The sequence below is a fragment of the Pseudodesulfovibrio hydrargyri genome (assembly GCF_001874525.1).
GTDB classification, from domain to species: domain Bacteria; phylum Desulfobacterota; class Desulfovibrionia; order Desulfovibrionales; family Desulfovibrionaceae; genus Pseudodesulfovibrio; species Pseudodesulfovibrio hydrargyri.
Map to the genome: position 1 here is coordinate 960,330 of NZ_LKAQ01000004.1, position 13,433 is coordinate 973,762.

A 13,433-nucleotide genomic window follows, 5' to 3' on the forward strand; every position below is an offset into this window, starting at 1 on the left:
TTCATAGGGCCGCGCCCCCGTACTTGTCCAGGAACGCCTCGATGTCCAGTTCGCGGAAGTCGGGCAGCGCCTTGTTCAGATAGTCGTGGGGCCAGTCCCACCAGGCCAGGCGCAGGAGGCGCTGGCGCACCGGGGCCGGGAACCGCTCGCGGATCATCCGGGCGGGGACGCCGCCCACGATGGCGTAGGGCGGCACGTCCTTGGAGACCACGGCCCCGTGGCCGATCCAGACGTCGCAGCCGACGCGCGTGCGCTGGGAGCGCCGCCACTCGAAGACCGCGTCGTCGTCCGGGCCGAAGCCGTAGCGGGCGCTGCGGTAGGTGAAGTGGTGCTGGGACGGCCGCCACATGGGGTGGTTGGTCGGGCCGATGCGCACGTTGGAGGCGACGGACGCGAACCTGCCGATGTCGGCGTAGGCCACATCGCAGCCGGAACTCAGGTAGGCGTAGTCCCCCAGCGTGGATTCGAGCATCAGACAGTCTTCCAGGACCTCGGTGTAGTGGCCGAGCGAGCTGTCGCGGACGTCCGCCGTGGGGTGGACAGAAGGGTCCGGGCCGAGCCGGACGTCTCCTTGGGGGTGTGGGTGCATGTTCATGGCCTTTGACTGACAAATGCGCCCGGTTTGGAAAAGCACGGAAGCGCATCATTTCCGCGACGAAATTGACGATCAGGTTACAACAAGTTGAAATCCCTGCCTAAAGCGGACAAGTGAGGGACTTGTCTAGTGTGCCTTGCCCGCCCTTGTCCTACCACGTTCCCGAACGCGGCCCGCCCCCCGGGCCGGACAAACCCGGAACGCGGACCCGAGACCATGGATACGGCCCCATCACGGCTCCACCAGAATCTGCACCCAGTCGCTGGCGAACAGGCAGACCCCGAACTCCACGGGCACGCCGTTCTCGTCCACGTTGACGCTCTCGGTGACGAGGACCGGGCGGTTCCTGGGCTGGCCCAGCTCCCGGGCCTCCTCGGAGGTGGGCATGCGGGCGATGATCCGGGTCTGCCTGCGCGAGTAGTCGGTCACCCCGAAGTGCTCCAGCGTCCGGGTCACGGACCTGAGTTCGCGATAGACGCGGACCATGCCCGGAAACAAGGTCTTAGGAAAAAAGGCCGTGGAATAGCTGATGCGCCTGCCGTCCGCCTCGCCCGCGCTGGTGATCCGCGTGACCACCTCGCCCGGCTCGAGGCCCAGGGCCTCGGCCACCCGCGGGTCGGCCTCGGCGTCCACGGCCGCGAGCAGGACGTTGCCCGGCGTGCGCCGCTGGCGGGACAGGTTCTCGCTGAAGCGGGTCCGGCGGCTGACCGGATAGTGGACCACCCGCTCGCGCACGAAGGAGCCGCGCCCCTGCTCCACGCGGATGCGTCCGTCCTCCTCGAGCACGGACAGGGCGCGCCGGATGGTGTGCCGGTTGACCTGAAACTCCACGGCCAGGCTGTGTTCCGACGGCAGCCGGTCGCCCGGCCCGAACCGCCCGGACGCGATGGCCGCCTCCAATTGCGCATGGATCTGCCGCCACAGGGCGATCCCGTTTCCGCGCGTGAGCATGAACGCACCTCGATTCGTTTTTCGACCGGCAGAGCACAGGCTCCGTCGGTTGTCTAGACAACCTGTGAGGATTTCACACAAATGAAACCCGATAGTGACATGAAGGCCCCCATGGACCGGCAAACCCGAGCCAGAAAGGAATGGATGGGGGTCCTCGCCAGGACCGGCACCGAGAGCCTGGAGGCGGCCTACGCCCGGCTCGATCCCGAACCCCGATACGAGCACCTGCGTCCGCCCGAAGTGGGCATGGCCATGGTCCGCGCCAGGGCCGAGGCCCGGGGGGAGCGGTTCAACCTCGGCGAGATGACCATGTGCCGCTGCTCGGTCCGCCTGGCGGACGGCAGCGTGGGCCACGGCTTCGTGGCCGGGCGCGACGCGCGGCACGCCGAACTGGCCGCTCTGTTCGACGCGCTGCTCCAGGACCCTGAATCCGGCCCCGCCCTGCGCCGGGCCGTCATCGACCCGCTGTCCGCCGCCCTCGACAAGGGGCGCCGTGAGCGGGCAGCCAAAACCGCGGCCACCAGGGTGAACTTCTTCACCATGGTCCGCGGCCAAGACTAGGGGGAACCCATGCAAGGACACGCCTTGGACGCGGCCAGAGGGCCGCGCGAACCGGCCCTTGAGAACCAGCGCATATTCCGGGCCATACTCCTGACCATGTCCCATCCGGGCTCGGTCACCGTGCTCGGCAACTGGCCCGAGCCGCCCAAGGGGCTGCACCCGGCCGCGGCCGCGGTCTGCCTGGCCCTGGTGGACATGGACACGCCCCTGTGGATCGGCCCCTCCGGGCCGCTGGATATCCAGACCTACCTGCGCTTCCACTGCGGCTGCACCGTCTGCCGCAGGCCGGAGAACGCGGCCTTCGGGCTGATCCTCGACGGGCAGGAACTGCCGGACCTCGGCCTGTTCCACCCCGGCGACCTGGAATACCCGGACCGCTCGGCCACCCTGATCATCCAGGTCAAGGCCATGAACGTGGGCCGGGGCGTGCCCCTGTCCGGCCCGGGCATCAACGGCGAGACCCGGCTGCACGTGGACGGGCTCAACCCGGATTTCTGGCGGTCGATGCAGCGCAACGGACGGCGCTTCCCGCTGGGGTTCGACGTGATTCTGGCAACTCAAACGGAGATCGTCTCCCTGCCGAGGACGATCCAGGTGGGTATTTAACGTGTACGTAGCCGTCAAGGGTGGCGAACAGGCCATCGAGAACGCCCATCGGCTCATGGCCGAGGAACGCAGGGGCGCACAAGGCGTCCCGGAACTGACCGTGGAACAGATTCTTCAACAGATGCGCCTGGCCGTGGACCGGGTCATGAGCGAGGGCGCCCTGTACGACCCCTGGCTCGCGGCCCTGGCCGTGAAGCAGGCGCGCGGCGACCTGGTGGAGGCGACCTTCCTTTTGCGGGCCTACCGCACGACCCTGCCCAGGCTGTACGACTCCCTGCCCGTGGACACCACGGCCATGGAGGTCCGCCGCCGCGTCTCCGCGACCTTCAAGGACATCCCCGGAGGCCAGGTCCTCGGACCGACCTTCGACTACACCCACCGGCTCCTGGACTTCGGACTGGCCGCCGAGTCCCGGCCCGAACCGGCGGCCACGGTCCCGGACGAAAGCCTGGACGAGTCCCGGCCGCCCCTCTCGCGGGTCATGGACCTGCTGGCCGAGGAAGGGCTGGTCGACCGCCCCGGCGGGGACGGCTGTGAAAGTGAGGACGAAACGCGCCCCGTGGGCGACATCACCCGCGACCCGCTGACCTACCCGGCGGCCCGCGACGTGCGGTTGCAGAACCTGGCGCGCGGGGACGAGGGGTTCCTGCTGGCGCTGGGCTATTCCAGCCAGCGCGGCTTCGGCGACAACCACCCCTTTGCGGGCGAGATCCGCATGGGCGAGGTGGCCGTGTCCATCCGCCCGGACGAGCTCGGCTTCGAGGTGGAGATCGGCGACGTCACCGTGTCCGAATGCGAGATGGTCACCAGCTTCAAGGGGTCCAAGGACGAACTGCCCCGGTTCACCCGAGGCTACGGCCTGTCCTTCGGCTACAACGAGCGCAAGGTCCTGGCCATGTCCCTGGTGGACCGCTCGCTCCAGGCCCGCGAACTGGGCGAGGACATCAACGCCCCGTCCCGGGACGAGGAGTTCGTCCTGTCCCACAGCGACAACGTGGAGGCCCAGGGGTTCGTCCAGCACCTCAAGCTCCCGCACTACGTGGACTTCCAGGCCGACCTGGTCATGGTCCGGGGAATGCGGGCCGAGATCCTAAAACGGGCCGGGTCCGAGACCGAGGAGGCCGCATGACCGCCGCCGCAAAAAATCCTTCGGACGCCCAGACGCCCCCCGCCGTGGAAGCGGGCTACAACTACGGCTACCTGAACGAGCAGACCAAGCGGATGATCCGCCGGGCCATCCTCAAGGCCGTGGCCATCCCCGGCTACCAGGTGCCCTTTGCCGGGCGCGAGATGCCCATGCCCTACGGCTGGGGCACGGGCGGCATCCAGCTGTCCGCCTCCATCCTCGGGCCCGACGACGTCTTCAAGGTCATCGACCAGGGCGCGGACGACACCACCAACGCGGTCTCCATCCGCAAGTTCTTCGCCAAGGTCACCGGGGTGAAGACCACCGAGCGAACCGTGGACGCCACGGTCATCCAGACCCGCCACCGCATCCCCGAGATCCCGCTCACGGACGGCCAGATCATGGTCTACCAGGTGCCCATCCCCGAGCCCCTGCGCTGGGTGGAGCCGCGCGAGACCGAGACGCGGACCATGCACGCGCTCGAGGAGTACGGGGTCATGCACGTCCAGCTTTACGAGGACATCGCCCGGCACGGGCGGATCGCCACCAACTTCATGTACCCGGTCAAGGTCAACGGACGGTACATCATGAGCCCCTCGCCCATCCCCAAATTCGACAACCCCAAGCTCGACGACTCCCCGGCCCTGCATGTCTTCGGCGCGGGCCGCGAAAAACGCATCTACGCCATCCCGCCCTACACCGAGGTCAAGAGCCTGGATTTCGAGGACTACCCCTTCGAGGTGGAGACCTGGGACGGCTGCTGCGCCCTGTGCGGGGCCACGGACAGCTACCTTGACGAGGTCATCCTCAACGACAAGGGCGAGCGCATGTTCGTCTGCTCGGACACGGACTACTGCGCCACCCGGCGCTCCCAGGGCCACGCCGGCCCCATGGCCGGGCGCGAGGAGTTCTCGGAGCTGACGGGCGACAAGCAGAAAAACCAGGACAAAAGCGAATGACGACCCTACCGCAACCCATGATCCGCGTGCGCGATATCACCAAGAAATACGGTGAGATGATCGGCTGCAAGGACATATCCTTCGACCTCTGGCCCGGCGAGGTCATGGGCATCGTGGGCGAGTCCGGCTCGGGCAAGTCGACCCTGCTCGGCTGCCTGTCCGGCAGGCTCGCCCCCACCTCGGGCAACGTCGGCTATGCGTCGCGCGAGTTCGGCGACATCGACGTGCACGGCTGCGCCGAACCGGTCCGGCGCAAGCTGCTGCGCACCGAGCTCGGCGTGGTCCACCAGAACCCGCGCGACGGGCTCAGGCTGGGCGTCACGGCCGGGGCCAACCTCGGCGAGCGGCTGATGTCCGTGGGCGCCCGCCACTACGGAAACATCCGCGCCGAGGCCCTCAAATGGCTGGCCGAGGTGGAGATCGACGCCGGGCGCATCGACCACTTTCCAAAGACCTTTTCCGGCGGCATGCAGCAGCGGCTGCAGATCGCCTGCAACCTGATCACCAACCCGAGGATCGTGTTCATGGACGAGCCCACCGGCGGCCTGGACGTGTCCGTGCAGGCCAAGCTCCTGGACCTTTTGCGCAACCTGGTTTCCCGGCTCGGGCTATCGGTCGTCATCGTCACCCACGACCTGGCCGTGGCCCGTTTGCTGGCCCACAGGCTGATGGTCATGCAGCGCGGCGAGGTGGTCGAGACCGGGCTGACCGACCAGGTCCTGGACGATCCCCAACACCCCTACACCCAACTGCTGGTCTCCTCGATCCTGCAGGCCTAGGAGCGGACATGCCCACAGACAAGACCATGATTTCCGTTCGCGGCCTGGACAAGACCTTCACCCTGCACACCCAGGGCGGCACGGTCATTCCGGTCTTTTCCGGGCTGAGCCTCGCCGTTGAAGCGGGCGAGTGCGTGGCCCTGGCCGGTTCCTCGGGCGCGGGGAAGTCCTCGCTCATCTGCTCCCTGTACGGCAACTACCGGCCGCAGCGCGGGTCCGTGGCCATCCGCCACGAGGACGAAATGGTCGACATCACCTTGGCCACGCCCCGGCAGGTTCTCGACATCCGCAAGAAAACCATGGGCTACGTCAGCCAGTTCCTGCGCGTGGTGCCGCGCGTCCCGGCCCTGGACGTGGTGGCCGAGCCCCTGGTGACGCTGACCGGCGACCTCAAGGGCGCCCGCGACCGGGCCGCATTCCTGCTCAAACGGCTGAACATCCCGTCCGCCCTGTGGTCCCTGCCTCCGGCCACCTTCTCGGGCGGCGAGCAGCAGCGGGTCAACATCGCGCGCGGCTTCAGCGTGGAATACCCGGTCCTGCTCCTGGACGAGCCCACCGCCTCCCTGGACGCCGAAAACCGGCGGGTGGTGGTCGGACTCATCAACGAGGCCAAGGCGAGGGGCACGGCCGTGGTCGGCATCTTCCACGACGAGGAAGTGCGCGACCTGGTGGCCGACAGACTGTTCGAAATGCGCAGCTTCAAGGAGGCCGCATAACCATGGACCGCATTATCAAAAACGCGCGCATCGTCCTGCGCGACGAGATACTCACCGGCTCGGTCAAGATCACGGACGGAATCATCCAGGCCATCGAGCCGGGCCCGTGCCACGCGACCAACGCCCTGGACCTGGAAAACGACTATCTCCTGCCCGGCTTCGTGGAGCTGCACACCGACAACCTGGAGCAGGAACTGGAGCCCAGGCCGGGCGTGTTCTGGCCCGACCCCATCGGCGCGGTCCTGGCCCACGACAACACCATGGCGGGCGCGGGCGTGACCACGGTGCTCGACGCGGTGTCTCTGGGCGAATACCACGACGGCCCCAACCGCTCGGAGATGATGCGCATGTCCCTGCGGGCGCTCTCAAGGGCCCGGGCCACCGGGGTGCTCAAGGCGGACCACCGGCTGCACCTGCGCTGCGAATTCTCCGATCCCAAGGTCATGGACATGCTCCTGCCGCACATCGACGACCCGGTCCTCATGCTCGTCTCGCTCATGGACCACACCCCGGGCCAGCGCCAGTTCACGGACACGGACAAGTACCGAAAATATTACAAGAAGGGCTGGAGCGACGAGGAATTCGCCGAAATCGAGAAGCGACTGCGGGCCACCCAGCAGGCGTGCGCCGCAGGCAACCGCGAACGGATCGTCTCCCTGTGCCGAGAACGGAACCTGCCCATGGCCAGCCACGACGACACCCTGGCCGAGCACATCGGCCAGGCCGTGGCCGAGGGCATGGCCATCTCCGAGTTCCCGACCACCCTGGAGGCCGCCCGGTTGGCCCGTGAAGCGGGCATCCAAATCGTCATGGGCGGGCCCAACCTGGTGCGCGGCGCGTCCCATTCGGGCAATGTCTCGGCCCGCGAACTGGCCGAGGCCGGGCTGCTCGACATCATCTCCTCGGACTACGTGCCCGGCAGCTTGGTGGCCGGGGCCTTCGCCCTGCACCACCGTCTGGACTTCGCCCTGCCCGAGGCCGTGGCCCGGATCAGCGCCAACCCGGCCCAGGCCGTGGGGTTGAACGACCGGGGAGCCATAGCCTGCGGGCTGCGCGCGGACCTGGTCCGGGTACGCGAGATCGAGGGCGTGCCCGCCGTGTTACGGACGTGGGCGGTCGGATGTTCCGGACCACTTGAAATACCAGCCAAAAACGCGGCCTGATTGTGACAGCTCCGGGCGACGATTTCGTCAAACCGTCACCCGGTCACAATATCCCTGTTGCAGGGGGTGTGTAGACCGTTCACGGTGAGGGAAGCCGCCGCCTTCGGGCCGGGCCTCCCCCGAACATATCCCAAAGAACGAGTCGGGAGGCTTTCATGAAATCCATCGATATCCGCAACCGCCAGCACCGCGAGGCCATCCAGGCCAAGGAGCTGAGCAAGGTCTACCCCAACGGCACCGTGGCCCTGAGGGACGTGTCCGTGACGGTCAACGCGAACGACTTCTGTGTCATCATCGGCCTGTCCGGGGCGGGCAAGTCCACGCTGCTGCGCTGCATGAACCGGCTGATCCGCCCGACCCAGGGGTCCATCGCCCTGTTCGGCGAGGACGTCACCCGGGTCAACGGCGGGCAGCTCAGGCAGGTGCGTCGCCGCGTGGGCATGATCTTCCAGCAGTTCAACCTGGTCCGCCGCCTGACCGTGATCGAAAACGTGCTCGTCGGGCGGCTGCGCTTCAACGCCCACCCGGTCAAGCGCTGCCTGTCCATGTTCCGCCAGTTCTCCAAGGCCGAGCGGGAGTTCGCCTTCGACTGCCTGCGGCAGGTGGGCATCGGGGACCTGGCCTTTCGCCGGGCCGACGCCCTGTCCGGCGGCCAGCAGCAGCGCGTGGCCATCGCCCGCGCCCTGGCCCAGGAGCCCGAGGTCTTCCTGGCCGACGAGCCCATCGCCAGCCTCGACCCGCGCAGCTCGGAGACGGTCATGCAGATCCTGGCCAGGATCCACGAGGACAAGGGCATTCCGGTGCTCGTGAACCTGCACCACATCGATTTCGCCCAGCGCTACGGCAAGCGCATCCTGGGCATGTCCAAGGGCGAACTGATCTTTGACGGCACGGCCCGCGACCTGGACGCCGAGACCGTGTCGTGCATCTACGGCGACAAGGCGGAAGAGGCCCTGGAAGAGCTCTCCGCCGCCTGATCCATACCCGGCAGCGAACCGGCCGCCGATCGGCAAAACCGCGTCAACCTCAACAATCACAGGAGATTCCCCAATGTTCTCGAAACTGACCAAAGTGCTCATGACGGCGGCCCTGGCGCTGACCGTGGCCCTGCCCGGCCTGGCCTTCGCCGGACCGGCCGAGTGGCCGACCACCCTGAAGCTCGGCTTCATCCCCACCGAAGGCGCGGCCGACTCCGCCAAGCGCGCCAAGCCCATCGCCGCCGAACTGGAAAAGGACCTCGGCGTCAAGGTCGAGATCTTCACCGCCTCGGACTACAACGGCATCATCACCGCCATGGCCAACAGCCACATCGACCTGGCCTACTTCGGCCCCAAGAGCTACGTGGAGGCCGCTGAAAAGGCCAACGCCGAGGCCGTGGTCATGGAGCTGAACAAGGACGGCCAGCCCGGCTACACCGGCATCATCATCACCAAGAAGGATTCCGGCATCACCGACATGGACAAGGCCCAGGGCAAGACCTTCGCCTTCACCGATCCCAACTCCACCTCCGGCTACCTCGTGCCCAACGTCATCTTCGCCCGCGACATGAAGATCGACCCCGAGAAGTACTTCCAGGAAGTGCGCTTCTCCGGCTCCCACGGCGCGTCCATCCTGGCCGTCAAAAACGGCTCCATCCAGGTGGCCGCCACCAACAACATCGACATGGACCGCATGATCGAGAAGGGCGCCGCCTCCCTGGACGACTTCAACATCATCAAGCGCTCCGACATGATCCCGGGCGCGCCCATCGCCGTGCGCAAGGATCTGCCCGAGAGCCTGAAGGTGGCCATCGCCGGTTCCCTGCTCAAGATCGACGATGACCCCGAGGCCCTGGAAATCCTGCAGAACGGCGGCTACCGCCACACCTCGGACAAGGACTACGACATGGTCCGATACCTCAAGCGTCTCAAGGCCGAACTGGCCAAGAAGAAGTAACGATGTCTCATGATCTGACACTCGATCAGGTCACTCCCAGGAAGAGCTTCCCCCGGAAGCTCGCCCTGGGGGGCCTGGTGGCCATCATCCTGGCCGTGCTCGTGGCCTCCTACATCTCCACGGACATCGACCCGTTCAAGCTCTACGCCAAGCGCCAGAACGCCTTCGAGTACCTGTTCGGCAGGCAGCTCAACGACGCGGACAAGCAGGCGGCCATGGACCAGGCCAAGCGGCTGCCCGCGATCATCGCCTTCGAGGAGTCCTACCAGGCGGTCAAGGCGGAATACGCCGCCACCGGCAGAACGCTCGACCCGGTGGCCATGCAGCGCGAGGCCCAAAAACGCGCCGACGCCCGCATGGAGACCATGACCCCGGCGGACCGCGACCGCATCGTGCAGAGCGAATACGACCGCATCGCGGACGAAAAGACCGGCGGCTACTTCCCGCCCGAGACCGCCTGGCCGCACCTCATGGAATACTCCAAGGCGCTCATCGAGACCGTGGCCATCGCCATCTGGGGCACGCTCATCGCCTTTGTGGCGGCCATCCCCATGGCCATGTTCGCGGCCAGCAACACCCTTGAGCTGATGGTCCAGGGCGACGGCATCTGGCAGCGCGCGGTGCGCTGGTTCGGCCAGTTCGCGGCCCGGCGCGTGCTCGACTTCTGCCGCGGGTTCAACGAATTCGTCATGGCCCTGATCTTCGTGGCCGTCATCGGCCTGGGCCCCTACGCGGGCGTCCTGGCCCTGGCCATCCACACCTTCGGCATCCTGGGCAAGGTCTTTTCCGAAGCCATCGAACAGATCGAACCCGGCCAGGTGGAGGCGGTCACCGCCTCGGGCGCGGGCCCGGCCCAGATCATGGCCTTCTCGGTCATCCCGCAGGTCATGCCGCTCGTGGTCAGCTACACCCTGCTGCGCTTCGAATCCAACGTCCGCTCGGCCACCATCCTCGGCTTCGTGGGCGCGGGCGGCATCGGCTTCCTCATGTTCGACAAGATCAACGGCTACCTCTACCGCGAAGTCTGCACCATGATGATCATGGTCATCGTCTCCGTGACCATCATCGACTACCTCTGCGGCATCCTGCGCAGAAAGTTCGTGTAGAAAAGACGCCTCCGGCGGCCGGGGAAGGGAGAGGGAAACCCTTTGGAAAGGGCTTTCCCTCTCCCCTTCCCCCGGACCCCCATCCCCTCTCCCTTCCTAAACTTTTTTTTGCCGCTTCGCGGATGGCGGCAACGCGGTAAAGCTCCATTCTTTTCCAACAGTTCCAAAACGCCGCACAGCCGAGCTACTCTCACTCCCCCCGCACAACAATCCGCCATCCCGCTTCGCACGCCCCTGCCGAAGGCAAACAAAAAGTTTTGAAGGGGAGTCCAGAGGGGAAACTTTTTCAAAAGTTTCCCCTCTGGCCGCCGGAGGCATCTTCCTCCTTGTGCGCTTTGCTGCAGTTGGTTGCAGCCGCTGCCGGGGGTGCGTATAGGTGCTGGTATGAAATTCGTGGGCGTGGACGGATGCAAGGCCGGTTGGTGCGCGGCCTGGGTGGCGGACGGCCGGTGGGACGTGGGCGTGTATCCCTTGTTCGCCGACCTGTGGTCCGAGCACCGGGACGCGGCAAGCGTGCTGGTGGACATCCCCATCGGGCTGGCGGACAACGCCAACCGCACAGCAGAGAGCCTGCTCAGGGAACGGCTCGGGCCGAGGCGGGCCAGCGTGTTCAATACGCCTGCCCGCGCCGCGCTCCACGCCGGGTCCAAGGTTGCGGCAAAGGAAATCAACCGGAAAGCTTCCGGTAAGTCTTTATCCGAACAATCATTGGGTATTATAAAAAAAATTGAAGAAGTCGATTTGTTCTTTGCCGCAAATCTTGGGGCTGTGGAGAAGGTGTTCGAATCGCACCCGGAACTGTGCTTCGCCCTGGCCGGGGGAGCGCCCATGCGATACCCCAAGCGGGACACGCCCGGGGTGTTGGAACGGTATGAAATTCTGACGAGGTTCGTGCCGGACGTCCGCGGGCTGCTGGACCGGGTGCGGGGCATGTTTCCGGCATCCAAGGTGGCCGGGGACGACATGTTCGACGCCCTGATCCTGGCCGTGACAGGGCGGCAGGGCGCAAGGCGAATGCGGTCTTTGCCCGACCCTGCGGAGCGTGATGCGGCCGGGCTGCCCATGGCAATCTGGTATGCCGAATTCGACAAGTAACGAGGTTTTCATGATCGAGCACATATTGCGGACCGTGCGTCAGGGCGTGTTGTGCCTTTGCCTGCCGGGCCTGATTCTGACTCTGGGCGCGTGCGTGAGGAATACGCCCGAGACGCGGCCCGACGCCATCGGGGACGCGCCCATGCCCGTGACCTTCCTGCCGCAGCAGGGCGAGTTCATCTCCAGGTATGGACAACCGCTGAGCCTGAAAGAGGTCGCCGCCATGGCAAAGGGTTACGACTACATCCTCATTGGCGAGGGGCACCGCAACCCGGTGGACCACAAGGTACAGCAAGCGTTGTTGGACGCGCTGTCCGGCAACGGCGACGGGCTGTCCCTGGGGCTGGAGATGGTCGGCGTGGACCGGCAACAGGAGCTGGATGATTACTGCAAGGGGCAGGTGAGCCTGGACGGACTGCCCGAGGAGCTCGATTGGTCCGAGAACTGGGGCTATGATTTCGGGCTGTTCCGCGACCATTTCGCCATTGCCAAGCGCAACGGCGTACCCGTGGCCGGGCTGAATGTGCCCTCAACGGTGGTGCGCAAAATCACCAAGGACGGCCTGGACGGACTGAGCGACGAGGAAAAGGCGCTGCTGCCCAGGGAGATCATGCCGCCCGCCACGGACCAGCGCGCCTTCCTGAACGCGGTCATGGCCATGCACAAGAACAAGAACGCCAAGGACGAACAAGAGCGCGAGCGGTTCTATCTGGTCCAGTCCATCTGGGACTCCAAGATGGCGGAAGAGGCCGTGCGGCTGCGCAGACAGTTCGACTGGCCCGTGCTGGTGGTGGCCGGGGCCGGGCACGTGGAATACGGCTGGGGCATCGCCAAGCGCATCCGCTGGTTCGACCCGGCGGCGCGCATCCTGACCGTCATGCCGTGGCGGGGAGGGGAGTTCGACTCCGAGGCCGGGGACGTGTTCTTCTATTCGCCGGACACCTACCGCTCGCGCATGGGCATGGTCCTGTCCGGCCAGGCGGACGGCATCCTGGTGGAGTCCGTGTCGCGCGGCTCCAGAGCGGACCGGGCCGGACTGCGCCCCGGCGACCTGCTGACCGAGGCCTCGGGCATCCCGCTTGAGGGGCTGTTCAGCCTGCACATGGCCGGAACCAGGGTGCACGACGCGGACGAACCGCTGGTCTTCACGGTCCTGCGCGGCGGCAAGACCTTCACCGCCGACCTGGGCAAACTCGGGAAGCCCAGGTCCAAGGCCGAGCCCAAGGCGGAACCCAAGCCCGAAGCGACGCCCGAGACCGCGCCCCAGGCCGACCACAAGCCCCCTGTACCCCCGACGGCGGAGGCCCGATAGATGCGCCGCGCTTGCCTGACCCTGTGTTGCGTGTTTGTTTTGGCCATGGCGGTTCCGGCCCTGGCCGACGACCTGTCCGGGCTGCTGCCCGAGGCGGCGGGCGGGCTGAGGCGCGTGCGGTTGGTCACCGGAGCCGAAGCCCAGGCCGAAGTGGACCGCCTGCATGGCAAGGCGCTGAAGGCAAAGGCCAGCGCCATTGCCAGCTACGCCGAAGGTGACGAGCGTCCGGCCGAGGTCTGGGTGTCGCGCGTAAGCTCGGAAAAAGAGGCCCGCCGCCAGACCGGGCTCATGGTTCACAAGATGTTCGAGAACCCCAAGTCGCCTTTCCGGGAGCCCAGGCGGCTGGACCACGGTGGGCGGGCCGTATACCGGTTCACCGGCATGGGCCAGGTCCATCTCATCTGGCAGGAGGGTGATCTTGTCTGGTGGGTGAGCGTCGCGCCGGACAAGGCGCAATCGTTTCTGGACGCCCTCTGCCGCTGACGTTTGGCGGACGTTCCCCGCCTCCCGTGCAGGGACACGAACAACC

General features: G+C 66.5%; 15 protein-coding genes. 13 read left to right on the plus strand and 2 right to left on the minus strand.

Translation table 11 applies throughout. The features are described 5' to 3' along the window. Position 1 precedes the first annotated feature (1 nt). Together BerOc1_RS08845 and phnF are read right to left on the minus strand one after the other, a co-directional pair. Positions 2–589, minus strand: a complete 588-nt coding sequence (locus BerOc1_RS08845) for an LbetaH domain-containing protein (protein WP_071545350.1) — start codon at positions 587–589, stop codon at positions 2–4. Between the two features lie 237 nt (positions 590–826). Beyond that, the gene (gene phnF / locus BerOc1_RS08850) at positions 827–1,546 is read right to left on the minus strand and encodes a phosphonate metabolism transcriptional regulator PhnF (protein WP_071545351.1); all 720 of its coding nucleotides are present in this window, start codon (positions 1,544–1,546) and stop codon (positions 827–829) included. A gap of 81 nt (positions 1,547–1,627) precedes the next feature. On the opposite strand from phnF, the gene phnG reads away from it, so the two are divergent. The 13 genes from phnG to BerOc1_RS08915 all read left to right on the plus strand — a co-directional run bounded on the left by phnG (position 1,628) and on the right by BerOc1_RS08915 (position 13,387). Then, positions 1,628–2,107, plus strand: a complete 480-nt coding sequence (phnG, locus tag BerOc1_RS08855) for a phosphonate C-P lyase system protein PhnG (protein ID WP_207503303.1) — start codon at positions 1,628–1,630, stop codon at positions 2,105–2,107. A gap of 9 nt (positions 2,108–2,116) precedes the next feature. Continuing rightward, the gene (phnH, locus tag BerOc1_RS08860) at positions 2,117–2,713 is read left to right on the plus strand and encodes a phosphonate C-P lyase system protein PhnH (RefSeq protein ID WP_071545352.1); all 597 of its coding nucleotides are present in this window, start codon (positions 2,117–2,119) and stop codon (positions 2,711–2,713) included. 1 nt (position 2,714) lies between these two features. After that, positions 2,715–3,842: a carbon-phosphorus lyase complex subunit gene (locus BerOc1_RS08865; protein WP_071545353.1), complete on the plus strand. Its 1,128-nt coding sequence runs from the start codon at positions 2,715–2,717 to the stop codon at positions 3,840–3,842. Then, entirely contained in the window at positions 3,839–4,798 is a 960-nt protein-coding gene (locus BerOc1_RS08870) for an alpha-D-ribose 1-methylphosphonate 5-phosphate C-P-lyase PhnJ (RefSeq protein ID WP_071545354.1), read from the plus strand. The genes BerOc1_RS08865 and BerOc1_RS08870 overlap by 4 nt, the downstream gene beginning before the upstream one ends. Then, complete coding sequence (gene phnK / locus BerOc1_RS08875; protein WP_071545355.1) at positions 4,795–5,577, plus strand: phosphonate C-P lyase system protein PhnK; 783 nt, start codon at positions 4,795–4,797, stop codon at positions 5,575–5,577. The genes BerOc1_RS08870 and phnK overlap by 4 nt, the downstream gene beginning before the upstream one ends. Before the next feature lie 8 nt (positions 5,578–5,585). Continuing rightward, on the plus strand, positions 5,586–6,293 hold the full coding sequence (phnL, locus tag BerOc1_RS08880; RefSeq protein WP_071545356.1) for a phosphonate C-P lyase system protein PhnL: 708 nt from the start codon (positions 5,586–5,588) through the stop codon (positions 6,291–6,293). A gap of 2 nt (positions 6,294–6,295) precedes the next feature. Continuing rightward, on the plus strand, positions 6,296–7,456 hold the full coding sequence (locus tag BerOc1_RS08885) for an alpha-D-ribose 1-methylphosphonate 5-triphosphate diphosphatase (RefSeq protein ID WP_071545357.1): 1,161 nt from the start codon (positions 6,296–6,298) through the stop codon (positions 7,454–7,456). A 155-nt stretch (positions 7,457–7,611) separates the two neighbouring features. Continuing rightward, complete coding sequence (gene phnC / locus BerOc1_RS08890) at positions 7,612–8,433, plus strand: phosphonate ABC transporter ATP-binding protein (RefSeq protein ID WP_071545358.1); 822 nt, start codon at positions 7,612–7,614, stop codon at positions 8,431–8,433. Positions 8,434–8,506: 73 nt separating this feature from the next. Continuing rightward, positions 8,507–9,391, plus strand: a complete 885-nt coding sequence (gene phnD / locus BerOc1_RS08895; RefSeq protein WP_071545359.1) for a phosphonate ABC transporter substrate-binding protein — start codon at positions 8,507–8,509, stop codon at positions 9,389–9,391. Between the two features lie 2 nt (positions 9,392–9,393). Continuing rightward, the gene (phnE, locus tag BerOc1_RS08900; protein WP_071545360.1) at positions 9,394–10,497 is read left to right on the plus strand and encodes a phosphonate ABC transporter, permease protein PhnE; all 1,104 of its coding nucleotides are present in this window, start codon (positions 9,394–9,396) and stop codon (positions 10,495–10,497) included. 384 nt (positions 10,498–10,881) lie between these two features. After that, entirely contained in the window at positions 10,882–11,592 is a 711-nt protein-coding gene (locus tag BerOc1_RS08905) for a DUF429 domain-containing protein (RefSeq protein ID WP_071545361.1), read from the plus strand. Between the two features lie 10 nt (positions 11,593–11,602). Further along, positions 11,603–12,904: a ChaN family lipoprotein gene (locus BerOc1_RS08910; protein ID WP_071545362.1), complete on the plus strand. Its 1,302-nt coding sequence runs from the start codon at positions 11,603–11,605 to the stop codon at positions 12,902–12,904. Further along, the gene (locus BerOc1_RS08915; RefSeq protein WP_071545363.1) at positions 12,905–13,387 is read left to right on the plus strand and encodes a hypothetical protein; all 483 of its coding nucleotides are present in this window, start codon (positions 12,905–12,907) and stop codon (positions 13,385–13,387) included. The last annotated feature ends 46 nt before the right edge of the window (positions 13,388–13,433 follow it).